The 24,810-nt window shown below is 66.3% G+C and carries 27 protein-coding genes; 6 read left to right on the forward strand and 21 right to left on the reverse strand.

All coding sequences use genetic code 11. The features are described from left to right. Window positions 1–8 precede the first annotated feature (8 nt). From BLR24_RS16080 to BLR24_RS16090, 3 genes are read right to left on the reverse strand one after another with little or no spacing between them, the layout of a single operon-like run. The gene (locus tag BLR24_RS16080; protein WP_093018591.1) at window positions 9–1,001 is read right to left on the reverse strand and encodes a PDR/VanB family oxidoreductase; all 993 of its coding nucleotides are present in this window, start codon (window positions 999–1,001) and stop codon (window positions 9–11) included. Window positions 1,002–1,015: 14 nt separating this feature from the next. After that, window positions 1,016–2,524: an indolepyruvate oxidoreductase subunit beta family protein gene (locus tag BLR24_RS16085; RefSeq protein WP_093018592.1), complete on the reverse strand. Its 1,509-nt coding sequence runs from the start codon at window positions 2,522–2,524 to the stop codon at window positions 1,016–1,018. A gap of 4 nt (window positions 2,525–2,528) precedes the next feature. Then, complete coding sequence (locus BLR24_RS16090; protein ID WP_093018594.1) at window positions 2,529–4,721, reverse strand: thiamine pyrophosphate-dependent enzyme; 2,193 nt, start codon at window positions 4,719–4,721, stop codon at window positions 2,529–2,531. 159 nt (window positions 4,722–4,880) lie between these two features. Between BLR24_RS16090 and BLR24_RS16095 the strand changes: the two genes are divergently transcribed. Next, window positions 4,881–5,357 carry a MarR family winged helix-turn-helix transcriptional regulator gene (locus tag BLR24_RS16095; RefSeq protein ID WP_093018596.1) on the forward strand — a complete coding sequence of 159 codons (477 nt, stop codon included), beginning with the start codon at window positions 4,881–4,883 and terminating at the stop codon, window positions 5,355–5,357. On the opposite strand, the gene BLR24_RS16100 is transcribed toward BLR24_RS16095, so the two are convergent. The 7 genes from BLR24_RS16100 to orn form a co-directional block, all read right to left on the reverse strand. After that, entirely contained in the window at window positions 5,354–5,731 is a 378-nt protein-coding gene (locus BLR24_RS16100; protein WP_254787374.1) for a zinc-binding dehydrogenase, read from the reverse strand. The two genes, BLR24_RS16095 and BLR24_RS16100, sit on opposite strands and share 4 nt — an antisense overlap. Before the next feature lie 27 nt (window positions 5,732–5,758). Beyond that, entirely contained in the window at window positions 5,759–5,908 is a 150-nt protein-coding gene (locus BLR24_RS31065; protein WP_254787338.1) for a hypothetical protein, read from the reverse strand. Next, window positions 5,905–6,705 carry an alpha/beta fold hydrolase gene (locus tag BLR24_RS16105; protein ID WP_093018598.1) on the reverse strand — a complete coding sequence of 267 codons (801 nt, stop codon included), beginning with the start codon at window positions 6,703–6,705 and terminating at the stop codon, window positions 5,905–5,907. The genes BLR24_RS31065 and BLR24_RS16105 overlap by 4 nt, the downstream gene beginning before the upstream one ends. Then, window positions 6,702–7,706: a 3-hydroxybutyryl-CoA dehydrogenase gene (locus tag BLR24_RS16110; protein ID WP_093018600.1), complete on the reverse strand. Its 1,005-nt coding sequence runs from the start codon at window positions 7,704–7,706 to the stop codon at window positions 6,702–6,704. Before BLR24_RS16110 ends, BLR24_RS16105 begins: the two co-directional genes overlap by 4 nt. Continuing rightward, window positions 7,696–8,769: an NAD/NADP octopine/nopaline dehydrogenase family protein gene (locus BLR24_RS16115; RefSeq protein ID WP_093018602.1), complete on the reverse strand. Its 1,074-nt coding sequence runs from the start codon at window positions 8,767–8,769 to the stop codon at window positions 7,696–7,698. The genes BLR24_RS16110 and BLR24_RS16115 overlap by 11 nt, the downstream gene beginning before the upstream one ends. A gap of 214 nt (window positions 8,770–8,983) precedes the next feature. Beyond that, the gene (locus BLR24_RS16120) at window positions 8,984–10,918 is read right to left on the reverse strand and encodes a DEAD/DEAH box helicase (RefSeq protein WP_175543288.1); all 1,935 of its coding nucleotides are present in this window, start codon (window positions 10,916–10,918) and stop codon (window positions 8,984–8,986) included. A 247-nt stretch (window positions 10,919–11,165) separates the two neighbouring features. Next, window positions 11,166–11,762 (reverse strand): oligoribonuclease, encoded by a 597-nt coding sequence (gene orn, locus BLR24_RS16125; protein WP_093018976.1) that lies wholly within the window; start codon window positions 11,760–11,762, stop codon window positions 11,166–11,168. A 58-nt stretch (window positions 11,763–11,820) separates the two neighbouring features. Between orn and BLR24_RS16130 the strand changes: the two genes are divergently transcribed. From BLR24_RS16130 to rsgA, 3 genes are read left to right on the forward strand one after another with little or no spacing between them, the layout of a single operon-like run. Further along, on the forward strand, window positions 11,821–13,086 hold the full coding sequence (locus tag BLR24_RS16130) for a M48 family metallopeptidase (RefSeq protein ID WP_093018605.1): 1,266 nt from the start codon (window positions 11,821–11,823) through the stop codon (window positions 13,084–13,086). Between the two features lie 28 nt (window positions 13,087–13,114). Continuing rightward, entirely contained in the window at window positions 13,115–13,465 is a 351-nt protein-coding gene (locus BLR24_RS16135) for a 4a-hydroxytetrahydrobiopterin dehydratase (RefSeq protein WP_055799535.1), read from the forward strand. A 12-nt stretch (window positions 13,466–13,477) separates the two neighbouring features. Beyond that, on the forward strand, window positions 13,478–14,431 hold the full coding sequence (gene rsgA, locus BLR24_RS16140; RefSeq protein ID WP_055799539.1) for a ribosome small subunit-dependent GTPase A: 954 nt from the start codon (window positions 13,478–13,480) through the stop codon (window positions 14,429–14,431). A 17-nt stretch (window positions 14,432–14,448) separates the two neighbouring features. Here rsgA and hisC read toward each other — a convergent pair whose 3' ends face one another. From hisC to rpsP, 7 genes are all read right to left on the reverse strand, one after another. Continuing rightward, complete coding sequence (gene hisC / locus BLR24_RS16145; protein WP_093018607.1) at window positions 14,449–15,537, reverse strand: histidinol-phosphate transaminase; 1,089 nt, start codon at window positions 15,535–15,537, stop codon at window positions 14,449–14,451. Window positions 15,538–15,552: 15 nt separating this feature from the next. Next, window positions 15,553–16,551 (reverse strand): CobD/CbiB family protein, encoded by a 999-nt coding sequence (locus tag BLR24_RS16150; RefSeq protein ID WP_093018609.1) that lies wholly within the window; start codon window positions 16,549–16,551, stop codon window positions 15,553–15,555. 47 nt (window positions 16,552–16,598) lie between these two features. After that, complete coding sequence (locus BLR24_RS16155) at window positions 16,599–17,318, reverse strand: CoA pyrophosphatase (RefSeq protein ID WP_093018978.1); 720 nt, start codon at window positions 17,316–17,318, stop codon at window positions 16,599–16,601. 153 nt (window positions 17,319–17,471) lie between these two features. Next, entirely contained in the window at window positions 17,472–17,846 is a 375-nt protein-coding gene (rplS, locus tag BLR24_RS16160; RefSeq protein WP_093018611.1) for a 50S ribosomal protein L19, read from the reverse strand. 120 nt (window positions 17,847–17,966) lie between these two features. Next, window positions 17,967–18,713 (reverse strand): tRNA (guanosine(37)-N1)-methyltransferase TrmD, encoded by a 747-nt coding sequence (trmD, locus tag BLR24_RS16165; protein WP_093018613.1) that lies wholly within the window; start codon window positions 18,711–18,713, stop codon window positions 17,967–17,969. A 16-nt stretch (window positions 18,714–18,729) separates the two neighbouring features. Continuing rightward, a complete protein-coding gene (gene rimM, locus BLR24_RS16170; RefSeq protein WP_093018614.1) occupies window positions 18,730–19,284 on the reverse strand; it encodes a ribosome maturation factor RimM in 555 nt (184 codons plus the stop codon). 16 nt (window positions 19,285–19,300) lie between these two features. Continuing rightward, window positions 19,301–19,564, reverse strand: coding sequence for a 30S ribosomal protein S16 (gene rpsP / locus BLR24_RS16175; protein ID WP_093018616.1), 264 nt, complete (start codon window positions 19,562–19,564; stop codon window positions 19,301–19,303). Window positions 19,565–19,747: 183 nt separating this feature from the next. On the opposite strand from rpsP, the gene BLR24_RS16180 reads away from it, so the two are divergent. Together BLR24_RS16180 and BLR24_RS16185 are read left to right on the forward strand one after the other, a co-directional pair. Then, on the forward strand, window positions 19,748–20,272 hold the full coding sequence (locus BLR24_RS16180; RefSeq protein WP_093018618.1) for a GNAT family N-acetyltransferase: 525 nt from the start codon (window positions 19,748–19,750) through the stop codon (window positions 20,270–20,272). After that, window positions 20,269–20,715 carry an NINE protein gene (locus tag BLR24_RS16185; protein ID WP_093018620.1) on the forward strand — a complete coding sequence of 149 codons (447 nt, stop codon included), beginning with the start codon at window positions 20,269–20,271 and terminating at the stop codon, window positions 20,713–20,715. The genes BLR24_RS16180 and BLR24_RS16185 overlap by 4 nt, the downstream gene beginning before the upstream one ends. Before the next feature lie 28 nt (window positions 20,716–20,743). Here BLR24_RS16185 and BLR24_RS16190 read toward each other — a convergent pair whose 3' ends face one another. The 4 genes from BLR24_RS16190 to pcnB form a co-directional block, all read right to left on the reverse strand. Beyond that, entirely contained in the window at window positions 20,744–21,754 is a 1,011-nt protein-coding gene (locus tag BLR24_RS16190) for an inorganic phosphate transporter (RefSeq protein WP_093018622.1), read from the reverse strand. 13 nt (window positions 21,755–21,767) lie between these two features. Next, window positions 21,768–22,412, reverse strand: coding sequence for a DUF47 domain-containing protein (locus tag BLR24_RS16195; protein WP_021006205.1), 645 nt, complete (start codon window positions 22,410–22,412; stop codon window positions 21,768–21,770). Between the two features lie 117 nt (window positions 22,413–22,529). After that, window positions 22,530–23,174 carry a 2-amino-4-hydroxy-6-hydroxymethyldihydropteridine diphosphokinase gene (folK, locus tag BLR24_RS16200; protein WP_368086194.1) on the reverse strand — a complete coding sequence of 215 codons (645 nt, stop codon included), beginning with the start codon at window positions 23,172–23,174 and terminating at the stop codon, window positions 22,530–22,532. Beyond that, the gene (gene pcnB / locus BLR24_RS16205) at window positions 23,171–24,808 is read right to left on the reverse strand and encodes a polynucleotide adenylyltransferase PcnB (protein ID WP_093018624.1); all 1,638 of its coding nucleotides are present in this window, start codon (window positions 24,806–24,808) and stop codon (window positions 23,171–23,173) included. The genes folK and pcnB overlap by 4 nt, the downstream gene beginning before the upstream one ends. Between the last annotated feature and the right edge of the window lie 2 nt (window positions 24,809–24,810).

Raw genomic sequence — 24,810 nt, forward strand, 5'->3', positions numbered from 1 at the left:
TCCTTGCTTCAGATGTCGAGCACCAGACGTGCGCCCTTGGCGCGCGAGATGCAGATCTGCATGACGGTGCCTTCCGCCTTCTCTCGTGCGGTCAGCACGTAGTCGCGGTGGTCGATCTCGCCTTCGAGCACAGGGGTAGCGCATACGCCGCATTCGCCGCGCTTGCAGTCGAACATGGGGTCGCAGCCGTTCTCGATCAGGCAATCGAGGATGCTCTGGTCGGCCGGCACGGTGAAGCGCTGGCCCGATTGCGCCAGCTCCACCTCGAAGGGCTGGTCACCCTCTTCCACGACCGGTTCGGTAAAGAGTTCGAAGTGCACGCGGTCGTGTTCCCAGCCGCGCGCCTGGGTGCGGGCGAGCACGGCGTCGAGCATGACCTTGGGGCCGCAAACGTAGAGGCGGTCGCCGGCGGGGACGCCGTCGAGCAACGCATCGACGGCCAGCGGCGTGCCGACTTCCGCGTCGGCATGCACGCGCAGGTCGTCGCCCAAGAGCGCCTGCAGCTCGGGCAGGAAGGCCATCAGGTCGCGGCTGCGGCCTGCGTAGTGCAGGCGCACCGGCGCCCCTTCGGCGCGGCGCCGTGCCGCCATGGTGGCGAGTGGCGTGATGCCGATGCCGCCTGCTACCAGCACCGTGCCACCGGGGCCGGTGTGCAGCGGAAAGTCGTTCTTCGGCGGCTCGATGGCGAGGGTGTCGCCCTCTTTCAACTGCTCGTGCATGAAGCGCGAGCCGCCACGGCCTTCGGCCTCCTTGCGCACGGCAATGACATATTCCGTCGGCGCGTTGGTGGCGTTGCGCGCCGTCGCGAAGTTGATCAGCGAGTAGTGGCGCCAGTCGGTCTTGCCGTCGGGCAGCGTCACCTGCACGCGGATGTGGGCACCGGCCGCGAAGCCGGGCAATGCGCGGCCATCTTCCGCGCGCAGCCGGAGCATGCGGATCAGCGGATTGAGTTCGCGCGCTTCGGCAACGCGAAGCTGAAGGGTGGCGGTGGGAGCAGTCATCGTGCGTGGTCTCTTCAGGCCAGTGCGTGCTGCGCCAGCGCGGCTTGCAGCTTGTGGCCGTGTTCGTCGGCGAGCGCCGCGTCGCGCAGTTCGCGCAAGGTGGCAGGCGCGAGCGCTGTGCCGGCACGCTCGACCGCGCGCATCACGGTGTCGTAGTTGCGGATACCGCGCTCGTGCGTGTCGCTGTAGCCCTTGACGAGGCGCTGGCACTGGGCCAGCTCGACGGCCAGCTCGGGGTTGCGCTGGGCCGTGGCGGCAATGCGTTGAAGCCACTCTTCGATGCGGCGGTTTTCTTCCGCGTAGCGCATCGTCGAGCGGCGCCAGCGCTTGCATGCCGCCACGGTGCGCAGCATCAGATAGCCATGCAGCGAACTGGTCTGGATCACACGGCCGTGCTGCGTGAAGCGCTCGACGATCCTCTTCGGCAGCGTTGAGTTCATGAGCCAGCGGCCGATGCCGCCCGGCAGCGTTTCGCAGATTTCCTGCAGTCGCGGATGCATGTATTCGTTGATGGCGAGCAACTGCCCCGGCTGCACGCGGGCCTCGCCGCGCACGCGCTCGAAGCGGGTGGCGCGGGTTTTGAGCGCGGCGACGCGGGCGGTGTCTTCGTAGGACATCCACAGTGCAAGGTGTCGTGCGGTTTCGCGCAGCAGTCGGTGATCCTCGCTGCCGGGCAGCGTGGCGATGGCGGCCATGCGGTCGAGGTACAGGGCCGCGTAGGCCGGATCCTGGTAGTCGATGAGGCGGCGCACGCCCTCGAGCAGGAAGTCTTGTGCGGCGAGCGGGAAACCGTGCTGCACGCGTTCGACCAGCGCGCGCACCGCGGGGTGGCGAGGCTGCGGCACCGGCGTGGCCACAACCGCCTCCGGCGGCGTCTCGCCATCGTCGCCACCCTGGGCGCGCGCAAACGCCGCGCCAAAGGCCTTGAGGCTGGGCTTGACGCCCACGCCGCCGCGCTCGATGGTGGCCTCGAACTGCCCGCGGCTGAACGGCAGCACGCCCGAGCCCGCCAACGCGCCGAACAGCACGGCGCTGATCACGCTGCCCGAAGCCTCGGCCGCCTGCGCCATGTCGAAGCGGATGAAACGCTTGGCGGCTCTTGCGGTGTGCGCGAGCAGCTGGGCGCTGTCGACGCGGCCATCGCCGAGCGCGCTCTTCTCCGCAATGGAGAACACGCGGTGCGTCGATGCGATGAGCGTGGTGCGGTCACGCGTGACCAGCCCGCGTTGCACGGCACGGCCGGCTTCCATGAGTTCCGAGGCCAGCACCACATCGACATCGCCCGGCAACGGCATCAACGCCAGCACCGGCGAGCCACCATCCGTCTCGGCCTGCACCAGGGGATACAGCTCGACGTAGTAGATGGTGGCACCAGTGCGCTGCGCGACGCCGGGCACCGAGGTGGTCTGCGCGACGTAGCCATTGGCCTCGCCCATGTCGACGATCCAATCGGCCAGCACGCCGCCGCCTTCCCCGCCCATGGCGAGGATTGCGATCTTGATGGGCTGTGGCTTGTTCGTCATTGCTTCAGAACGCATAGGCTTCGCGGCGGCGCGCCTCGCCGCGCTGCAGCCAGCCGATGACGGCGGCGCGCACGCGCTCGCGCAGCAGGTCCCAGCGGCTCGGGTTGCTGACGATCTGCGCCTTGTAGAACGAGGGGCACAGCACCGCGGCATGCGAGACCTCGCCGCAGACCCCGCAGCCGACGCAGCTGTCGAGCACGGTCGCAACCGGATCGGTGCGCAGCGGATCGGGGTTGGGCTTGATCGAAAGCGAGGGGCAGCCCGAGAGACGGATGCACGAGTGGTCGCCGGTGCAGGTGTCGGAATCGACGCCGAACTTTTCACGCACCATGCGCTTGCCGTCTGCGATGGCCTTGCGCACCAGCGGCTTTTCGCGGCGCTGCTTGTTGAGCATGCACTCCGACTGCGCGATGAGGACCTTGGGACCTTTCTTCGTCGTGGTGAGCGCGTCCTTCAGCGCATCGCGCATGCCGGCCACGTCATAGGTGCGGCGCAGCGTCTTCACCCATTCGACGCCCACGCCGCGAACCGCGCGCTCGATCTCGTGGCCGGTGCTGCGCGTCTTGTTGACGGCATTCGACGAGAGGATGTCCTGCCCGCCTGTGGCCGAGGTGTAGTTGTTGTCGACGACGATGGTGAGGTTGTCGCTTTTATTGAAAACCGCATTGGCCACGCCGCTGGTGAGGCCGTTGTGCCAGAAGCCGCCGTCGCCCATCATCGAGATCGCACGCTTGCCGGCCGGCGCATTGAGCGCCGCCGCACCGGCCCCGCCAAGGCCGTAGCCCATGGTGGTGTTGCCGATGTTGAAGGGCGGCAGGATGGAGAACAGGTGGCAGCCGATGTCGGCACTCACGTGGTGCGCGCCGAGCTCGCGCTCGACCAGTTTCATCGCGCTGAATATCGGGCGCTCGGGGCAACCGATGCAAAAACCTGGAGGACGCGCATGCACCACTTCGCCGAGCGACGAGGACGGCAATGCCGGCTCGGGCGCGCCATCGACGCCGATGGCGGCCACTTCCTTGAGCGGGATAACCTTGCGCTCGGCCACCTTGACAGGCAGCGGCGCCAGGCGCTCATAGTGCTCGCAGAAGGTGCGCGCGCCCTTCAGCAGTTCGGACGCGGTGTACTCACCCGCCACCGGCAGCATGTCCTTGCCGTGCAGCGCGGTGGCCGAGCCGGCCTGGCGCAAGATGATCGCGAGGTTCTGCTCGACGAAGTTGGGCTGGCCCTCCTCCACGATCATCACCGCACGCTTGCCTTCGCAGAAGCGGATCACTTCGCTCTCGATGACCGGGTAGGCCACGTTCATCACATAGAGCGGTACCTGCGTGTTGCCGTAGACATCGGCCAGGCCCAGGCGTTCGAGCGCACGCAGCAGCGTGTTGTAGCTACCGCCCTGCACGATGATGCCGATGTCGTCGGCGTCCTCCGAGAAAAACTCGTTGAGCTTGCGCTCCTCGATGAAGCGCACCGCGGCGGGCCAACGGTCCTTCACCTTTTCCTGCTCATGCACGAAGCTCGCGGGCGGCAGCACGATGCGGCTGACGTCGCGCTGCGGATTTTCGAGCGCCTCTTTCAGCGTGAACTTCGCGCGCTTGTTGTCGCCGGCGATGAAGTGGCCGTGCACATGGCAGGCGCGGATGCGCAGCTGCAGCATCACGGGCGTGTTGCTGGCCTCGGAGAGATCGAAACCGGTCTTCACCGCATCGACGATGCTCGGCAGGTTGGGACGCGGATCGAGCAGCCAGATCTGCGACTTCATCGCGAACGCATGGCTGCGCTCCTGCATGATCGACGAGCCTTCGCCGTAGTCTTCGCCCACGATGATGAGTGCGCCACCCGTGACGCCACCCGATGCGAGGTTGGCGAGCGCATCGGACGCCACGTTGGTACCCACGGTGGCCTTGAAGGTGACGGCGCCGCGCAGCGGGTAGTTGACCGACGCAGCCAGCGTGGCGGCCGCGGTGGCTTCGCTCGCGCTGTTCTCAAAGCGGATGCCCTGCTCCGCAAGAATGTCCTGCGCATCGGCCAGCACATCCATCAAGTGCGAGATGGGCGCGCCCTGGTAGCCGGCCACATAGGAAACCCCCGATTCAAGCAGGGCCTTGGTGACCGCCAGAATGCCTTCACCGCGAAATACCTCGCCACCGGAAAGCCGCAGCTTCTTGACTTCTTCGACGAACGAACGCTCAGCCATGGGGGTCCTTGTTCTCTCTCGTGGGACGATGCGAGCAAGCTGCTGCACCGTGGTTTCTATAATGTTGACAAATGAATGTATCCACAATCATGAATTACCCTAGACATGCAAGCAGCGTGCCCGCGGCTGCCGTGAGGCGCGTGGACATGAGGTGCCTTCATGGCTGACCAACCGCCCGAAACGCATCGCTTCGTCGATGACTACCTGCCCGCATTGCTGGCGCAGGCCAGCCAGCTGATCTCCTCGGAGTTCCACGAGGTGGCACGGCAGCAGGGTTTTTCCGTGTCGGAGTGGCGCGTGATGGCGTCGCTCGCGGGCAGTGAGCCGATCAGCATCGGGCAGCTCGCGCAGGTGACCGTGACCAAGCAGCCGACCGTGACACGCCTGCTGGACCGCATGGAAGCACGCGGGCAGGTCGAGCGGCTGCCCCATGAAAGTGATCGCCGCATCACGCTGGTGCGCATCACGCGCAAGGGGCTGAAGGCGGTGGAGCACCTGATGGAGCTCGCGCGCGACCACGAGCGGCGCGTGCTCGAACCCTTTGGCCTTCGGCGCGCTGAAGAGCTGAAGCAGACCCTGCGGCAGATGATCGACCTGCACGTGAATTTGCCGGTCGAGGAGCCGGAAGAAGACTAAGGAATCAGCACCGCGCGACCGCGATGGCCGCGCTGCGCGATCCATTCGAGCGCCATGGCGGCATCGGCAAGAGCGAAGCTGTGCACGTCGAGATGCAGGCGGCCGTCGGCCAGCCGCGCGAGCAAACCGGGAACCGCCGCACGGCCCTCGGCTTCACGCCTGAACATGTTGAGCGGCAGCAGCGCCACGTCGCGCTGCAGAAAATACGCGATGTCGAGCTGCAGCGTGGGGCCGGCCGTGTAGCCGATGAGCACTGCGCGGCCACCGGGCCGCACGGCAGGCAGCACCGACGAAAGAACGCTGCCGCCGACCGTGTCGATCAGCAGGTCTGCACTAGCGGCTGGCGGAGGTTCACCATCCGGATCGACCGCCATCACGGTGCAGCCGGCTTCGCGCGCCAGCTACATGGCGAGCGAGCCCACGGCACCGCTCGCGCCTGTCACCAGAACCTGTTCGCCGGCCTGCAGCCTGGCGACTTCATGCAGCGCCACCCATGGTACTTCCTCCAGCAGAGGCACCGCGTCGAAGCCGTGGATGCAAACGGCTTTCATGGCAGTGTCGAGAGAAAGCCGAGCACCGCCTGCACGAAGGCTTCGGGCATCTGGTCCGGCAAAGGCACCATGCCGCCTTCGATGTCGACGATGCGCGCACCCGGCAGATGGTGTTGCAGCTCCGTTGCATGCGGTGCGGCAAACGGATCGCCGGTGGCGCGGATGAGGAGCGCAGGCTGCGTCACGCGGCCGATGCGCTCTTCCATGCGGTAGGACGCGACGGCGCGATGGCCCTCCTCCACACGATGGCCGACCTTCAACGCGTCGAGCACGAAGGCCTCGAGCAGATCGGGGCGGCCCGGCGGATAGAAGCCCTGGCGCTTTTGCCAGAGTGCAGACAGATGGCTTCCATCGTCGCTTGGCGCGACCTCGTCTATGGGCGGCCTCTGGGTCCTGGCGATGCGAAAGGCTTCGCCGGCGTACGGCGTGGACGACAGCACGAGGCCGCGCACGCGATCGGGAAAGGCCGCGGCCAGTTCGATCGCCACGACGCCGCCGGTGTGATGGCCCACCACGTCGGTCTGACGGATGTTCAGCGCATCGAGCAGCTCGCACGCCACCCGCGCCCATTGCGCGATGCTTGCCGGCACGCCGCCGTCCGACGAATCGCCGAAGCCCGCGGTGTCCATGGCAATGGCCCGATACCGCGCGCCGAGCAGCGGCAGCACCGCACGGTACTCGGCCCAGCTGCGCGGCGACTGATGCAGCAGCAGCACGGCCGGCGCATGAGCATCGCCGCACGCCGCGTAGTGCACCTGCCCCACCGACAGGTCGGCAAAGGCGCGGCGGATGATCATGAGCGCGTCTCGTCGGCGGGCGCGCGCCACAGCCCGGCGTGCCGCAGCTCGCCGAGCGTGCGCGACAGCACGTCGCGCCGGTAGGATGCGATATCGCGGCCCTGATAGTCGTAGAAGCCGCTGCCGCTCTTGAGGCCGAGTCGCCCTTCCTCGACCATGCGATCGACGATGGCCGGCGCGGTGTAGCGGCCCTTGCCGATCGAGGCCGACATCTCGCGGCTCGCGTGATGCAGGATGTCGCAGCCGCCGAAGTCGATGAACTCGACCACCCCGAGTGCGGCAAAGCGCAGGCCCAGGCCGTAGCGCGTGGCCTTGTCGATTTCCTCGGCGGTTGCGGCGCCCTCCTCGATCATGCGGGCCGCCTCGTTCATCACCAGCGCCTGCAGCCGCGGCACGATGTAGCCCGGCGTTGCGCCGCAGACCACGGGCAGCTTGCCGATCTCTTCCATCAGCGCCTTGGTGCGCGCGAGCACGGCGGCATCGGTGCCCGGGTGGCAGCTGAGCTCGACCACCGGAATCACGTAGGCCGGGTTGAGCCAGTGCATGTTGAGAAAACGGCCGGGCAGGCGCACCAGCGCCGCGAGCTGCGTCACGAGGATGCTGCTGGTGGTCGAGGTCAGGATCGCGTCGTCGCGGCAATGGCGGTTGAGCTGCTCGAAGGCCTCGCGCTTGGCGTCCATGGTCTCGGGCACGCCTTCGAACACCAGCTCAGCGGCGGCCAGCGCCTGCGGCGCCGAAGCGGCATTCACGAAGTTCACCCGCTCGGCGATGCGCTGGCTCTGCGCCGCATCGATCACACCGAGCTGCGCCAGGCTCGCGAGGCTGGCTTCGATCTCGGACCTGGCTTCGCCCTGCAGGCGTTGCCAGGCTTCATCGCTGCGCTGGCGCAGGTCGACAAGCGAGATGCGATGTCCGGCATAGGCGAACGCGATTGCAATCCCGCGCCCCATTCGCCCGGCACCGACGGCGGCAAAGCGCGGCAACAGCGGCTCATTCGCCATCGTGCAGCCTCTCCTTGAGCTGCGCCGCGCTCAGTTCGGCGAGGCCCAGGCTTTCGAAGGTGCGCGGGCCGTAACGAAGCTCGCGGCCGAGGAAGCCGCCGACGATGGCGAGCAGGCCATGTGCGATGGGCGCATCCACCCCCGCATGGCGCGCCGCGGAGGCCAGGAACGCGAGCCCGAGTTCGGTGTCTTCGGTGATGTAGCGATGCGTGTGCAGGTCGATGTTTTCGCGCCAGTCGCCCGACTTGACGAGCTGCTTGTGCGCATCGCCGTACATCCACTGGTCGTTGTCGTAGTGGTCGGCCAGCGGATAGTGCGGCGCGCCCTGCCCGAAGGCCTCGCGCACCGCGATGCGCTCGCGGTCGAGCCGGTCGGTCACGTCGCGCACCGCGCGCTGGGTGCCCTCGTTGTGGATGTCCCAGCGCTCGAAATGCTGCAGCGGTGCGGCGTTCATCACCATGAGCGGCGGGTGGATGACCGGGCCGGCGTTCATGAGTGCGCCCGAGAGCGCATCGCCGCAGGCATGCACCGCCGGGTAGGCCCTGCGAATCACCTCGATGGCTTCGACCTCCTTGCGGGCCGGATACACGCCGGTCGGCAGGCGGATGGCGCGGATCGTGACATTCACTTCGCGCTCGCCATGCTTGCGTGCAAGGTAAGGCAATGTGCCGGTTTCAGCCCAGGCCACGTCGGCGCGGTTGCCGGCCTGTCGCACCGTTCTTGCCATCACGTAGCTGCCGAAGGTGCCCGGCGGCAGGAAGACGACCTGGCCGTCGACCAGGTGCGGTGCCATGGCGAGCGCGATGTCGTGCTGGGCAATAGCTGGCGTAGGAACGACGATGAGTTCGGCGTCCTTCAGGGCTGCGGCGATGTCGGCGGTGGCCAGCGCAAGCGGCACTTCGCGCGTGCCATCGGCATCCTTCAGCGTGATGGCGCCGGCTTTCACGACCGGCTCAAGGGCAGCCGCGTCGCGGCGCCAGAGGCGCACTTCATGGCCAGCTTCGGACAGGTCCGCGGCGGCCGCATAGGCGCCGTGGCCACCCCCAAGAATCGCGATTTTCATGTTTGAAATTTGAAAAGCAGATGTCGATGAACCGGCGGCCGCGGTGCGGACCGGGGAAAGAATGCACTATTACATTACTTTTCATCGATTCATGTGTCAATCAAATTTCGCCCTAGGGAGCCCCTCGGAAACCCGCAATGAAAAAGCCCGCGCTTCTTGCGAAGCGCGGGCTTTCTTTTGGGGCGAGGCAGCCGGCCGGCTGCTTCGAAATGGATCAGCGCGTGGGCTTGAACGCACGCTTTTGTGCGTCACGGGGCATGAACACCTTGCCCGGGCCGCCATGGCCTGCGCCATTGCCGCGCGGTGCAAAACCTTCGCGGGGTGCAAAACCTTCACGCGGCGCGAAACCGCCGTCGCCGCGGCCGCCGCCATGGCCATGGCCGCCGCGCGGAGCGCTGTCGCCCCAGCCCGGCTTGCGGCCATAACCACCGCCACCGCCGCCATTGCCGCCGTCGTCACGGCTGCCGCCGAAGCCGGCGTTGTTGCCGCCCTGGAAGCCGCGCGGGCCCTGGTGACCTTGGCTCGGGGCCGGACCACGTGCATTGCGGTCGTTGAAGCCGCTGGCACCGGCGTAGCCGCCGCTGTTGCCGCCGCGGTATCCACCGCCGCCGCCTGCACCGCCATTGCCGAACTTGCGGTCACGCGACTGGTTGTCGCCACGGCCACCACGGTACTCGCCCATCGGGGGACGCGATTGCGGCATGCGCTGCTGCGGCTCGAGGCCAGCAACCACTTCGGCCTTGAACTGCTGGCGGCTGTACTGCTCGATGTCCATGATCTTGCGGCGATCGCGGAATTCGGCAAACGTGATGGCCAGGCCGTCGCGGCCGGCACGGCCAGTGCGGCCGATGCGGTGGGTGTAGTCCTCGGCCTTCATCGGCAGGCCGAAGTTGAAGACGTGGGTGATGGTCGGCACGTCGATGCCGCGGGCGGCAACGTCGGTAGCCACCAGGATCTGCACCTGGCCCTGGCGCAGCGCCATCAGGCGGCGGTTGCGCAGGCCCTGGCTCAGGGCGCCGTGCAGCGCCACGGCGCTGAAGCCTTCTTGCTGCAGGTCGCCGGCGAGGCCGTCGCATTCGACTTGCGTGCTGGCGAACACGATCGCCTGGTTGATGCTGGTGTCGCGCAGCCAGTGGTCGAGCAGCTTGCGCTTGTGCTGGCTGTTGTCGGCCCAGTACAGCGATTGCTTGATGTTGGCGTGCTTTTCTTGCGGGCTGTCGATGGTGATGCGCTGCGGCTCGCGCATGACGCGCTGGGCCAGCTGCTGGATGCGCGGCGCGAAGGTGGCGCTGAACATCATGGTTTGCTGGCGCTCGATGGTGAGCTGGTTCACTTCGGCCAGGTCATCGGAGAAGCCGAGGTCGAGCATGCGGTCGGCTTCGTCGACCACCAGGAATTTGACCTGGTCGAGCTTGAGCTGCGAGGAGCGCTGCAGGTCGAGCAGGCGGCCAGGCGTGGCCACCACGAGGTCGGCGTTCTGCAGCTTGGCGATCTGCAACTGGTAGGGCATGCCGCCCACCACGTTGGCCACGCGAAGGCCGCGGCAATGGCGAACCAGTTCGATGGCGTCGTGCGCCACCTGCTGCGCGAGTTCGCGCGTCGGGCACAGGATCAGGGCGCCAGGAGTGGCGGCCTTGAAATGGCGTGCGTTGGTCGGGTCCTTGCGCTTTGGCTTCTTCGGCACGGCTTCGCCGCGGGCAGCGGCTTCGGCGGCCAGGCGCTGGAATTCGGCCTTGGCTTCGGCTTCGGCTTCGGCCTGGCGCTTGAGCAGCGTGTGCAGCACGGGCAGCAGGAAGGCCGCGGTCTTGCCGGAGCCGGTCTGGCTGGAGACCATCAGGTCGACGAAACGGGCCTTGCCGTCCTGGCCGGCTTCACCGCCCATGGCGAGCGGGATCACCTTGTCTTGCACGGTGGTGGGCTGGGTGAACCCCAGGTCGGCCACGGCGGCGATCAGTTCGGGCGCGAGGCCCAGCTTGATGAAGCCGTTGGGCAGGCGGGGTTCTTCGGCCACGGCCGCTTCGGGGGCTGCTGCATCGAGCGCCTCCAGAATCGGCGCCTCGGACACGGTGTCCACGGCGGCGATGAATTCGTTGTTGTTGGTGGATTGCACAGGCGCGAACTCGCCCTGCGCTTCAAAAGCGTCGGTCATGTAGATATCAATCTCAAACGCGAGCGCTGCCGAAGGCGGCGCCCCGTTGGTGGTTAAAAACATCAACCATCCAACGACATTCAACTTCTGGCTTACGCCGGAGGCTGCGGCCCTTTTTGATCAGCGAATGCGATCGGGCGCGGTGTGCAAGATAGGGAGATGCAAGAGACGCTGACCAGAAAAACCAAAAATACCGGTAGCCCGGATCAGCGCAGCCTTCGATTATGGCACGGGTCGGGGTTTTTACCTAATCCGTGAGTTTTAGAAAGGTTTCCCGGTAGTGCGCGAGCTCCTCGATGGATTCGTGCACGTCGGCCAGCGCCGTGTGCGCCTGCTGCTTCTTGAAGGAGCTGTAGGCCGAGGGCTTCCAGCGCTTGGCCAGCTCCTTCAGGGTGCTGACGTCGAGGTTGCGGTAGTGGAAGTAGGCCTCCAGCTTGGGCATGAACTTGACCAGGAAGCGCCGGTCCTGCCCGATGGTGTTGCCGCACATGGGTGAGCCGCTGCGCGGAATGTACTTGGCGATGAACTCCAGCAGCTGCTGCTCGGCAGCAGCTTCGTCCAGCGTGGAGGCCTTCACCTTGTCGATCAGGCCGCTGCGGCCGTGCGTGCCCTTGTTCCAGGCGTCCATGGCGTCGAGCACCGCGTCGCTCTGGTGGATGACCAGCACCGGGCCGTCGATGCGGGGCGTGAGGTCGGGGCCGGTGACGACCACGGCAATCTCGAGCAGGCGCTCTTTTTCGGGGTCGAGGCCGCTCATTTCGCAGTCGAGCCAGACCAGGTTCTGGTCGCTTTTCTTCAGGACGGGCGTGGCTGTGGCGGTCGTGGGGTCAAGGGATTCGGGCATCGCTGGATTGTCGTCGAAGGTCTGCACCGGCCGGACCCGAGGGCTAAACTCGACGCTCATGTCCTATTCGCTCATCTTCACCATTGCCTTCGCCTCTGCACTGGTCGCGGGCCTGCTCGTGAAGTTCTGGCTCGCTTCGCGGCAGGTGCGCCACGTGGCGCAGCACCGCGGCGCCGTGCCGGCCGCTTTCGAACACACCATCAGCCTCGCCGCGCATCAGAAGGCCGCCGACTACACCATTGCGAAGGCGCGCTTCGGCTTGGTCGAGATGGCATGGAGCACCGCTTTGCTGCTGGGCTGGACGCTGCTGGGCGGGCTCGACGTGCTCAACCGGCTGCTGCTGGCCTGGCTCGGCGGCGGCATGGTGCAGCAGTTGGCCCTGCTGGCGGCGTTCGCGGCCATCGGCGCCCTGCTCGAGCTGCCTTTCACGCTCTGGCAGACCTTCAGGCTCGAAGAACGTTTCGGCTTCAACAAGATGACCCTCCGCCTCTGGCTTGCAGACACCCTCAAGTCGACGCTGCTCGGCGCGGCGATCGGGCTGCCGATCGCAGCGGTGATCCTCTGGCTCATGGGCACCGCCGGCACCACGTGGTGGCTCTGGGCCTGGGCTGTGTGGATGGGTTTCAACCTGCTGGGGATGCTGATCTACCCCACGTTCATTGCGCCGCTGTTCAACAAGTTCAAGCCGCTCGACGACCCCGACCTCAAGGATCGCGTGACGGCCTTGATGAAGCGCTGCGGCTTTGCCGCCAAGGGCTTGTTCGTGATGGACGGCAGCACCCGCAGCGCCCACGCCAACGCGTACTTCACGGGCTTTGGTGCGAGCAAGCGCGTGGTGTTCTACGACACGCTGCTGCGCCAGCTCAACGCAAGCGAAGTGGAAGCCGTGCTCGCGCATGAACTCGGCCACTTCAAGCACCGCCACATCGTGAAGCGGCTCGTGGCCATGTTTGCGCTGAGCCTTGCGGGCTTCGCGCTTCTGGGCTGGGTGTCGACGCAGGCCTGGTTCTACACGGGCCTGGGGGTGCAGCCCAATATGGCCGCAACGGCGCCAAACAATGCGCTTGCGCTGCTGCTGTTCATGCTCGCGGTTCCGGTGTTCGGATTCTTCGTCGCGCCCCTGCCCGCCCGACTGTCGCGCAAGCATGAATTCGAAGCCGATGCCTATGCCATTGCGCAAACCAGCGGCGCCGACCTGTCGGCCGCGCTGCTCAAGCTCTACCAGGACAATGCATCGACGCTCACGCCCGACCCGGTGTTCGTCAAGTTCTACTATTCCCACCCTCCGGCCTCCGAGCGCCTCGCGCGCATGGCGGCGGCCTGAAAAAATACTTGCCCCGGAAGCCGAGACCATGAGCAGCATGTTCAAACCCAAAGACTGGAAAAACATTCCTCCCCGCCACGCACTGAGCGCCACCGAGATCGTGTCCGGCCTCGCCAAGCTCGACGGATGGAAGCTCAGCGGCGACGGTGCCAACGTCGCCATCGAGAAGACCTTCACCTTTGCCAACTATTTCGAGACCATCGCGTTCGTGAATGCGCTGGCCTTCATCGCCCACACGCAAGACCATCATCCGGACCTGTCGGTGCACTACAACCGCTGCGCCGTGCGCTTCAACACGCACGACGTGGGCGGGCTTTCAGTCACCGACTTCGAGTGCGCACGCCAGGCCGACGCGCTGGTTGCGGGTCCCACCGCATGACGGAACACGCCCGTGGCTAAACCGGGCCGCGCCGCTGCCTCCGCCGCCACTGCTGCGAAGACACTACACGACGGTCTCGTTGTTGCCAGTCATGGGCGTCATTGCCTCGTCGAAACACCCACTGGCGAGCGGCTGATCTGCCACCCGCGCGGCAAGAAGAGCCAGGCGGTGGTCGGCGACCGCGTGCGCTGGCAGGCCACGGAGGACGAGGGCACCATCGAAGAGGTCGTGCCGCGGCGCAACCTCTTCTACCGGCAGGACGAGATCCGCACCAAGTCGTTTGCGGCCAACCTTGACCACGTGCTGATCCTGATCGCCGCCGAGCCGGAGTTTTCCGAGCATCAGCTGGCGCGCGCATTGATAGCGGCGGAGGCCGAGCGCATCACGCCGATCATCGCGCTCAACAAGAGCGACCTGGTCGAGCCCTTCGCGCGCGCATGGAACAAGCTGGCGCCCTATCGCCGCATGCATCACGGCGTGCTGCCGCTGTCGCTGAAGGCGTCGGGCGAAGCAGACTATGCGTCGCTGATGAAGCTGCTTGCCGGCAAGTCGACCCTCGTGCTCGGGCCCTCCGGCTCGGGCAAGAGCACCCTGACCAACCTGCTGGTGCCGGGCGCGACCGTGCTGACGCAAGAGATTTCGCAGGCGCTGAACTCAGGCAAGCACACGACCACCAGCACCACTTGGTACTGGATCGACGAAGCGCGCACCACCGGCCTGATCGACTCGCCGGGCTTCCAGGAATTTGGGCTCAACCACATCCAGCCGATGCAGCTCGCAAAGCTGATGCCCGACATTGCCGAGCACGCGAACGACTGCAAGTTCTACAACTGCACCCATCTGCACGAGCCCGGATGCGGCGTGATTGCGAACGTGGATTCGCCGGCCAAGCCGGGGCCGATCAGCGCGACGCGCTACAAGATTTACGGCGAGCTCTTTGCCGAGCTGAGCCAGTCGCGCTACTGAGCTACTGAGCTACTGAGCTACTGAACGCCCAGGATCGATTCAAGCGCCCATACCAGCGCTCCGCACTGCTCTCGCGTGCCGATGCTGATTCGCAGGTACTGCGCAATGCGCGGCTGCTTGAAATACCGCACCAGCACCGCGCGCTCGCGCAGCAGTGCCGCAAGCTCTGCCGCATCGCGCTTCGGATGGCGCGCAAACACGAAGTTGGCCTGAGACGGCAGCACCTCGAAGCCGAGGTCTTCGAGCTGCAGGCTTAGCCCTTCGCGGGTATCGACGACCTTGTTGCGCGTGGTCCTGAACCAGTCTTCGTCCTCGAGCGCCGCCACCGTGCCCGCCGTGGCGAGCCGGTCGAGCGGATAGGAATTGAAGCTGTCCTTCACGCGCACCAGTGCGTCGATCAGATGCGCCTGTCCGCACGCAAAGCCCACCCGCAAGCCCGCCAGCGAGCGCGACTTGGACAAGGTCTGCACCACCAGCAGGTTCGGATACTCGCCAATGAGCGGCAACGCGCTCTCGCCGCCGAAATCGACATACGCCTCGTCAACCAGCACCACACGCGCGGGGCACGCCGCGAGCAGTTGCTCGATGCGCGCAAGCGGTAGCCCGATGCCCGTCGGCGCGTTCGGATTGGCGATCACGAGGCCGGCACAGCCGCTGCGGGCACGGGCCGCCAAGGCATCGACATCAATGCGCAGACTCTCATCGACCGGCAGCAGTTCGCATTCAATGCCGTAGAGCTGCGCATAAACCCGATAGAAGCTGTAGCTCACGTCGGGCATCAGCAACGGCTCGGCCTGCTGGAAGAAGGCGAAGAAGGCGTGCGCCAGCACTTCGTCCGAACCGTTGCCCGCAAACACCTGGTCGGCTTGCAGGCGGTGCCGCCGCGCCACCGCTTCGCGCACTGCGAGCGAGGTCGGGTCGGGGTAGCGCTCCAGGCCGTTCGCTGCCGCTTGCTGGATGGCCTCGATGGCGCGCGGCGACGGCGGATAGGGGTTCTCGTTGGTGTTGAGCTTGACGAGGTTGGCAATGCGCGGCTGCTCGCCGGGCACATAGGGTTCAAGCGCGCCGATGCGCGGGCTCCAGAAGGCCGGCACTGTGGCGGTCATGGCGTTTGACGCTTCTCAGCCGAGCAGCCGGGCCAGCGTGAGCAGGGCCAGCAGCACCATCCACATCACGACCGAGCGCCACACCAGGCCGACTACGCTGCGCAGGTGACCAGGCTCGGGCTCGCGGCCCGGCGTGCTGCCGCTATCGGTCCGGCCGCCACCCATCGAGTCGCCGGCCTGCGCGCGCGGCAATGGGTCGGCAACGGGAATCGGGCTCAGCGCACCGCCGCCCAGGCGCACGTTGACCGCGCCCGAGGTCGCCGCGAGGATCACGCCATCGTTTTCGCTCGGAAAACGCCGCGCATCGTTGCGCCAGCAATCGATGGCCTCCTCGAAGCTCCCGACGACCGCGAAGCCCAGCGCAGTGATGCGAGCGGGCAGCCAGTCGATCGCGTGCCATGCGCGCTCCGCAGCCCGCTGCACCGAGACGCTCGAAGGCTGGATGGCCGCGCCGTTCTTGTGTGTCCAGTAGCGCGAGACGAATTCGCTCATGCGATAGAACGCCGCACCGGCCGGCCCCAGTCCCAAGGCAGCGAGTATCGAGAACCATGCCAGAACGCCGAACACGTGGCGATGCGCCGCGATCACCGAATGCTCGATCACGTGGCGGACGATTTCGCTGCGCGGCAGATCGGCCGCATCGACACCCTGCCAGTGCGCCAGCAGCGAACGCGCGAGCGGCTCGTCGCCTTCATCGAGCGCGTCGCGAATGTCCGTGAAGTGGTGGCTGAACTGGCGGAATCCGAGCGTGACGTACAGCACCGCAATGCTCCAGAGCACGGCAAACGGCAGCCCGAGCGTGAACACCAGCAGCCAGTGGATGCCCAGCGTCATCAAAGTGGGCACGAACACCGCAAGGGCCCATGCAACCCATCCATGATGCGGCTTGCCGGCATCGAAGTTGCGGCTGGTCCAGCGCGTCCACGCCAGCACGCCGCCGTACACCGGGTTGCGAGAGGCGAGCGGTCGCACCTGCTCGATCAGCAACGCACACAGGATGGCAAAGAAGCTCATCCTTCGATGATAGCGAGAGAGCTTGCGCGAGCCCGGCCAGACCGAGGTCAGGCGCTGAGGAAACGATAGAGGTTGCGCAGCATGCCCGCGGTGGCGCCCCAGACGAAGCGCTCTTCGGCGCCGTCCTGGTAGGGCATCGAGTACCACTCGCGGCGGGTGCCGTCGGGCGCGGGCACGGTATGGCGGCGGTGGTTGGCCGGGTCCATGAGCCAGGCCAGCGGCACTTCGAAGGCCAGCGCCACTTCGTAGGGATTGATGGTGAGCTCGAAGTCGGGCTTCACCAGCGCGACCACGGGCGTCACGATGAACGAAGTGACGGTCGTGTAGGTCGGAAGGCTACCAAGCACTTCGATGAACCGGGCGGACAGGCCCACCTCTTCCCAGGCTTCGCGCAACGCGGCCGCCGCGACGTTCGCGTCCTCGGGGTCGACGCGGCCGCCCGGAAACGCCACCTGGCCCGAGTGGGTGGACAGGTGCGCGGTGCGCTCGGTCAGCAGCACGGTGGGGCCCTGCGGCCGCTGCACGATGGGCACCAGCACGGCAGCCTGCGCCGGCGCGCGCTCGGTCATGCGCGGCTCGCGGCGCAATTCGGGCACCCACTCCGGCGGAGTGGCAAAGCGGTTGCGCAGCGCCTCGGTGGTCAACTGCGCGGGTGTAACAGCCGGCAGGCCGTCAGGACCGCCCACCACCGGTGCTTTGCGCGGGTCGATCGCCAACAGCGTGGGTGGCACCACGGCGTTGACGGGTTCGTCGGGCGCAAATGGCATGGAGGCGGCGGAATTGGTCAAGTGAGAGAGTTTCAGTGAAGGAGTAGAGCGTAAAAGGGGCCTGTTGTCTTTTCGCAGGTTCGCAAGAAGCGTGCACGGCGCACAACGCAAAAAGCCGCCAGAGCGGCGGCTTTTTGCACGGAAGCAAGCAGCTTACTTGGCAGCCTGCGACTTGCCCGGCAGCTTTTCCTTGATACGTGCCGAACGGCCGCTGCGTTCACGCAGGTAGTACAGCTTGGCGCGGCGAACATCGCCGCGGCGCTTGATTTCGATGCCGGCGATCAGCGGGCTGTAGGTCTGGAACGTACGCTCCACGCCTTCGCCGCTGGAGATCTTGCGGACCGTGAAGCCGCTGTTGAGGCCGCGATTGCGCTTGGCGATCACGACGCCTTCGTAGGCCTGCACGCGCTTGCGGGTGCCTTCGACGACGCTCACGCTGACGATGACCGTGTCACCGGGCATGAAATCGGGGATCTTCTTGCCGAGGCGGGCGATTTCTTCCTGCTCGAGGGTTTCGATGAGGTTCATGATTTCCTGATATTCGATCGTGCTCGCGCTACACAAAAGGCGCCTTTGGTTTCATTGCTCTTTCATCACTGAACGCAACAAAGCCAGGCGCGGCCGGGCAGAGGATCGGGGAACCGAAGATTATAGCTTTTTTTTGAGGGCCGTCTCATCGGCCTTGCTCAAGCGGCCCGCAGCGCGCGCGGCGGCAATCAGGTCGGGGCGCCGCGCGGCGGTAATGGCCAACCGCTGGTCGCGCCGCCAGCGCTCGATCTGCACGTGGTGCCCCGACAACAGCGGTGCCGGCACGCCCTGCCCGTTCCATTGCTCGGGCCGCGTGTAGTGCGGGCAGTCGAGCAAGCCGTCGAGAGAGGGGTTGAAGCTGTCCTGCACATGGCTGGCCTCATCGCCCAGCACTCCGGGCTGCAGACGGGCTACCGCGTCGAGCAGCGCCATGGCCGGGATCTCGCCGCCCGAGAGAACGAAGTCGCCGAGGCTGATCTGGTGCGTGACGCGCGTGTCGATGAAGCGCTGGTCGATGCCTTCATAGCGGCCGCAAACCAGCACCGCGCCCTCGCTGGCGGACCAGCGCTCGACCGCTTCGTGGCGCAAGGATTCGCCGATGGGGGAAAACAGCACAACAGGCGCCGGAGAGCCGCGCGCAGCGAGCGCCGCATCGAGGCAGGTCGAGAGTGGCTCAGCCATCATCACCATGCCGGGACCGCCGCCGAAAGGCCGGTCGTCCACGCGCTTGTAGTTGCCCTGCGCAAAATCGCGCGGATTCCAGAGCACGACCTCGACCTGCTTCGACTCGTAGGCACGGCGCGTCACGCCGCTGGCCATGAAAGGCGCGAACAGTTCGGGAAAAAGCGTGAGGACGTCGAAGCGCATGCGCGCGAAGCCTCGATCAGTACTCAGGCTGCCAGTCGACCGTGATCAGGCGGCCGGCGAGGTCGACCTTGTCGACGAAGACAGAGACGAAGGGCACCATGCGTTCGACGGCCTTGCCGTCTTCTTCGGCCGCGAGCACCAGCGTGGTCTGCGGGCCGGTAGCGAGCAGTTCGCGCACCGTGCCGAGCGCCACGCCTTCGCGGTTGACCACCGAAAGGCCGATCAGGTCGACCCAGTAGTACTCGTCATCGCCGGCCGTCGGAAAGCTCGAGCGCGGCACGAACACGCGCGCGCCGCGCAGTGCCTCGGCGGCATTGCGGTCGGGCACATCTTCGGACGAGGCGACGATGCAGTCGGAATGTTCTTTGGCTTCGCGGATCGCGAGCCGGAAAGCTGCGGTTGCCGAGGCTCCGGGAGCCTGCAGGAACCAGCGCTTGGAAGAAAAAAGCGCCTCTGGCTGGGCGCTGTGGGGCAGGACCTTGAACCAGCCCTTGATGCCCCATGCATCGGCGATGCGTCCTACCTCGATCGCATCCGCCGGCAATTCGGCGGCTTCGAGTGTAGGCAGCATCGGCGTGCCGGACAGCTTAGGCAGCTGCCTTGGGCGCTGCGGCTGCAGCTTGCTTGATCAGGCGCAGAACCGTCGGCGAAGCTTGTGCGCCGACGCCCTTCCAGTAGGCCAGGCGGTCCTGGGCAATACGGATGCTTTCTTCGTTTTCCTTGGCGATCGGGTTGTAGAAACCCAGGCGCTCGATGAAACGGCCATCGCGGCGAACGCGCTTGTCCGACACGACGATGTTGAAGAACGGACGGCCTTTGGAGCCGCCGCGGGAGAGTCGAATGACGACCATGATTTATCCTTGGGTGGTGCAGCAAGCCCGTTGTCTAAACAAGAAGCCCGCTCACAGTGTTCTTTCAACGTCGAGACACGCGACATGGCCACCCGGCCAGCGACACGCTGAAAAGCCTGCGATTATAGCCCGACCCGCGTTTTCTCCAATTTCAGCGCTTGGCGCGCTTCGTTTTCCACCTGCATGACCCTCATCATCCGCCCCAGCCGCGACGAAGATGTCGCGGCCCTTACGGCCATCTACGCCCATCACGTGCTGAACGGCACCGGCACTTTCGAAACCGAGCCCCCCTCGGCCGCCGACATGGCGGCGCGGCGCGCCGACGTGCTCGGCAAGAACCTGCCCTATCTCGTTGCCGAAGAAAACGGCGAAGTGTTGGGTTTTGCCTACTGCAACTGGTTCAAGCCGCGCCCGGCCTACCGCTTTTCCGCCGAAGACTCGATCTACATCTCCGAAGCCGCACGTGGCCGGGGCCTGGGCGGCCAGCTGCTCGCAGCCCTCTCGCAGGCCGCAGAGGCGGTGGGCGTGCGCAAGCTCATCGCAGTGATCGGCGACTCGGCCAACGCGGGCTCGGTGGGCGTTCATCGCAGCCAGGGGTTCACGCATGTGGGCGTGCTCAAGGACTGCGGCTGGAAGTTCGGCGAATGGCGCGACGTGGTCCTGATGGAAAAGGTCCTCGGCGAAGGCAGCACCACCAAACCCGAATGAAAAACAAGACCATTGCCGCTTGGCTCTCCTTCCTGGGCGGCCCCTTGGGCCTGCACCGCTTCTACCTTCGCGGCATGGGCGACTGGCTCGGTTGGCTGCTGCCCATTCCCACGGCGCTCGGCCTCTACGGCATCGAGCGCGCACGCATGTACGGCCTGGACGACGGTTGGAGCTGGGTTCTGATTCCGTTCCTGGGCTTCACCATCGCCGGATGCGCGCTGATGGCCATCATCTACGGCCTCATGGCGCCCGAGAAGTGGAATGCACGCTTCAACGCGGGTGCGCCTCCGGACGCCGCGCCCGGCCTCACCAACTGGGCCACCATCGGGGCGGTGGTACTCGCGCTCCTCTTCGGCACCACGGTGCTGATGGCCAGCATCGTGTTCAGCTTCCAGCGCTACTTCGAACACCAGGTCGAAGAAGGCCGGAAGATTTCACAGTAGCCCGTTGCGCGCCCGAAGGGCGCGCGCCTCAGAAAATCTGCAGGCTGAGCCAGTAGGCAATGGCGGCGACGAAGGCCGATGCCGGGATCGTGAAGATCCAGGCCCAGACGATGTTGCCTGCCACGCCCCAACGCACGGCGCTCGCGCGTTGCGCGGAGCCGACGCCGACGATGGCGCCAGTGATGGTGTGGGTGGTCGAGACGGGAATGCCCAGCGCGGTGGCCAGGAACAACGTGAGCGCGCCGCCGGTCTCCGCGCAGAAGCCGCCCACGGGCTTGAGCTTGGTGATCTTCTGGCCCATGGTCTTTACGATGCGCCAGCCGCCGAACATGGTGCCCAGCGCGATCGCGGCATAGCAGCTCACGATGGTCCAGGTAGGCGGGCTCGCATCGGTGGCCGAGGCGTAGCCGGTGGCGATCAGCAGCATCCAGATGATGCCGATGGTTTTCTGCGCATCGTTGCCGCCGTGGCCCAGGCTGTAAGCCCCGGCAGACACCAGCTGCAGCCGCCGGAACCAGCGGTCGACGCGGGACGGCGTGGCGCGGCGGAAGCCCCAGGCCACCACCACCATCATCATCGAGCCCAGCACGAAGCCGAGAAACGGCGAAACGAAAATGAAGGCCACGGTCTTCCAGATGCCGGTGGCCACCAGGCCGCCGGTACCGGTCTTGGCGATCACGGCCCCCACGATGCCGCCGATCAGCGCGTGCGACGAACTGCTCGGGATGCCGTAGTACCAGGTCACGAGGTTCCAGCTGATGGCGCCCACGAGAGCGCCAAAGACCACGTGCACATCGACCACACCGGGCTGGGCAATGCCCTTGCCGACCGTGGCCGCCACGCTCAGGTGGAAGATGAAGATGGCGACCAGATTGAAGAAGGCCGCGAACAGCACGGCGTGTCCCGGTTTGAGCACGCCCGTCGACACCACGGTGGCGATCGAGTTCGCCGCGTCGTGGAAGCCATTCATGAAGTCGAACAGGATCGCGAGCGCGACCAGCACCATCACCACCCAGAGGGCGACCTGAACCGTTGCCATCGATTGCTGCCGATCAGGAATTCTCGAGGACGATGCCCTCGATCACATTGGCCACGTCCTCGCATTTGTCGGTGATCGTCTCGAGCAATTCGTAGATTGCCTTGAGCTTGATCACCTCGCGCACATCCGGCTCCTCGCGGAACAGCTTGCTCATGGCGCTGCGCATCACGCGATCGGCGTCCGACTCGAGGCGGTCGATTTCCTCGCAGGTCTTGAGCGTGGCCTCGGCCACGGCCGGGTCGGCGATCTTGCCCAGGAACTTGACGGCGTCTTTCAGGCGGTCGCAACACTTCACGCTCAGTGCCGTGAGGCGCACGATCTCGTCGGTCATGTGGCGCACGTCGTACAGCGCCATTGTCTCGGCCGAATCCTGGATCAGGTCGGCCACGTCGTCCATCGTGTTGATGAGCTTGTGGATCTGCTCGCGGTCGATGGGCGTGATGAAAGTCTTGTGGATCAGCCGGTTGACGTCATGCGTCACGCGGTCGGCCGCACGCTCGGCATTGTCGACGTCGCGGTTGTATTGCTCCCGCAAGTGCACGTCGTTGTAATTGGCCACGAGTTGCTCGAACGCCCGCGCCGCTTCGACAATGCGCTCGGCGTGCTGGTTGAACATCTCGAAAAAATTCCCCTCGCGGGGCAGCAGCTTGCCAAACATGGCGCTCTCCTGGGTTCGCGGCTGCCACAAATGCGTGACAACGTCATGAAAAACCGCGCAAGTGTAATGGGCGGCGCAAAGCCGGCCGGTCCGGCAGGGTTCCGGACTCCGGCCGGCTCAGTCGCGGATTCGCTCGATGACCTGTGACGAGACGCGGGCGAGCGCCGCGCGCGGCACCTTGTCCGGAGCGATCTCTGCCAGCGGCTTGAGCACGAAGGCGCGATCTCGCATGCGGGGATGCGGCAAGCTCAGCGCGGGCGTGTCCTTGATCGCATTACCGTGCATCAGCAGGTCGAGATCGAGTGTGCGCGGCGCATTTGGAAACGGCCGTTCGCGGCCGGCCTGCTCTTCGAGCAGATGCAGCTCGGCCAGGAACGCCTCGGCCGTGAGCCCGGTCCGCACAGCCACCACGGCATTGATGAAATCGGGCCCGGCCGCATCGACCGGTGCGCTGCGGTAAAGCGACGAGCGCGCCGTGACCACGGTGCGTTCGATGGTGCCGATGGCGTCCATGGCCGCTTTCACCGCCGCCTGTGCGTCGCCAAGGTTGGCGCCGATGGCGACGAAGGCCTGCACCGTCGGATAGTCCTCGCGCGTGCGGCGTGCGGCAGGGCTGCCAGGTGCCACCTTGCCCGAGGGACGGCTGGGCGCGCGGCGTGCCGGCGCCGAGCCGCTCTTCGGCTTGGCGGCACCGCCGCGCGGCGACGCGGGCTGGCTCCTGCCGCCGCTCTTGCCATCCTTCGGCCGGTTGGGGGCGCTCATTCGCCTGCGGCGCTCCCGCCGCCCTCGCCTGCACCGCCACCGCCCGCGGCACCACCGGTGCGGGGCTTCCGGCGACGCCGGCGCTTGCGCGGCGCCGCGGCCTCGCCATCGGTCGAGACGCCCGCGGCTTCGGTTTCCAGCTCATCGTCTTGCTGCGCCGGCTCCTGGCCGTCCTGACGCTGGCGCGCAGCCGGTTCGCCGTGAGGCTTGGGCGCCACCGGGTCGCGCGTGCGCACGCGCTGGCGGGTCTTCTGCTCGTCGCGCACCTGCTCCAGCAGGTCTTGCTGGCGCACGTCGTCGGCTGTGCTGAACTCTTGCCACCATTCGGCAATGGCCTCGCTGACTTCACCCACGTCGGCGCGCAGGCGCATGAAGTCGAAGGCGGCGCGGAAGCGCGCCTGATCGACCAGGCTGTAGGGCGTGGAACCGGTGCGCTTGTCGAAGCGCGGCTGCATCATCCAGATCTCGCGCATGTCGGCGGCCAGCTTGCCGCGTCCCGACACGTCGCCGATGCGGGCGTTGAACACGTCGTCGATGGCATCTTGCAGCGCCGGGAACGGCGGCTGCGGGCGTTGGCCGTGCCGGCCCTCTATGCGCTGAGCCCAGCCGTCGCGCACGTCGGCCCACAGCACGCAGGCCAGGAGGAAGCTGGGCGCCACGGGCTTGCCTTCGCCGACGCGGCGGTCGGTGTCCTGCAGGGCGGCCTTCACGAATTGCGAATCGGCGCGCTCCACCACCACGTCGAGCAGCGGATAGATGCCAGTGACCAGGTCCAGCTTGCGCAGCTGCTCCACCGTGGCAATGGCGTGGCCGGTCTGCAGCAGCTTGAGCATCTCGTCGAACAGGCGGCTCTGCGGCACGTCGGCCAGCAGCTTGCTCGACTCGACCAGCGGCGCGGCGGTCTTGGTTTCCATCTTGAAACCGAGGGCCGCGAGCTTGGCCGAGAAGCGGATGGCGCGAATGATGCGCACCGGGTCTTCGCGGTAGCGCGTGGCGGGGTCGCCGATCATGCGCAGCGTGAGCTTCTGCGCGTCCTTGATGCCGTTGTGATAGTCGACCACGATCTGGTTGGCCGGGTCGTAGTACATGGCGTTCACGGTGAAGTCGCGGCGCGCCGCGTCTTCTTCCTGCGGGCCCCAGACGTTGTCGCGCAGCACGCGGCCGCTGGCGTCCACCGCGTGCTTCATGCTTGCGAGTTCGCCCTTGCTGGTGCGCTCGTTGCCGGCAACCTGCTCGGCGGCGGCGTTGTCCATATAGGCGCGGAAGGTCGAGACCTCGATCACCTCGTGCTCGCGGCCGCGCCCATACACCACGTGCACGATGCGAAAGCGCCGCCCGATGATGAAGGCGCGCCTGAAGAGCGACTTGACCTGCTCGGGCGTGGCGTTGGTGGCCACGTCGAAGTCCTTCGGACGCAGGCCCAGCAGCAGGTCTCGCACCGCGCCGCCCACCACGTAGGCCTCGTAGCCGGCTTGCTGGAGCGTGGTGACGACGTTCTTCGCGCGTTCGTCGACCAGGGCTGGATCGATCTTGTGAACCTCCGCAGGCACCTCCTGGCGCTTGCCGAAACGGCTCTTGCCCTGTGCGCCGCCGGCCGATTTGCCGAGCAGCTTGTCGATGAATTTCTTGATCATTG

This window comes from Variovorax sp. OV700 (assembly GCF_900099805.1).
Classification (GTDB): Bacteria; Pseudomonadota; Gammaproteobacteria; order Burkholderiales; family Burkholderiaceae_C; genus Variovorax.